The following is a 551-nucleotide window of genomic DNA, read 5'->3' as shown; positions in this document are numbered from 1 at the left end:
CCGGCCTGCCAGGCCGCCAGATACGTCGCCAACTGCCCACCCGGAGTGTCATGGGTGTGCACATGCACCGGCAGATCAAACCGCGACCGCAACGCACTCACCAACAGATGCGCCGAATGCGGGCGCAACAACCCCGCCATGTCCTTGATCGCCAACACATGCGCACCCGCATCGACGATCTGCTCGGCCAGCTTCAAGTAATAATCCAGCGTGTACAGATTCTCGCCCGGATCAGACAGATCCCCGGTGTAGGACATCGCCACTTCCGCGACGGCCGTACCCGTCTCACGCACCGCATCGATCGCCGGACGCATCGACTCGACATTGTTGAGCGCATCGAAGATCCGGAAGATATCGATCCCGGTGCGAGTCGCCTCATCGACAAAAGCCGACGTCACCAACTCCGGATACGGCGTGTACCCCACCGTGTTCCGGCCCCGCAACAACATCTGCAGACAAATATTGGGCACGGCCTCACGCAGAGCGGCCAACCGCTCCCACGGATCCTCTTTCAAAAACCGCAGCGCCACATCATAAGTCGCCCCACCCCA

General features: G+C 61.2%; 1 pseudogene. It reads right to left on the bottom strand.

The window, feature by feature from the left end:
* A pseudogene (locus tag ACZYZF_RS29465) lies at window positions 1-551 on the bottom strand (pyruvate carboxylase); the annotation flags it as partial.

Source organism: Mycobacterium sp. IDUB_24 (genome assembly GCF_055419385.1).
This window is presented reverse-complemented; position numbering and strand designations above follow the sequence as displayed.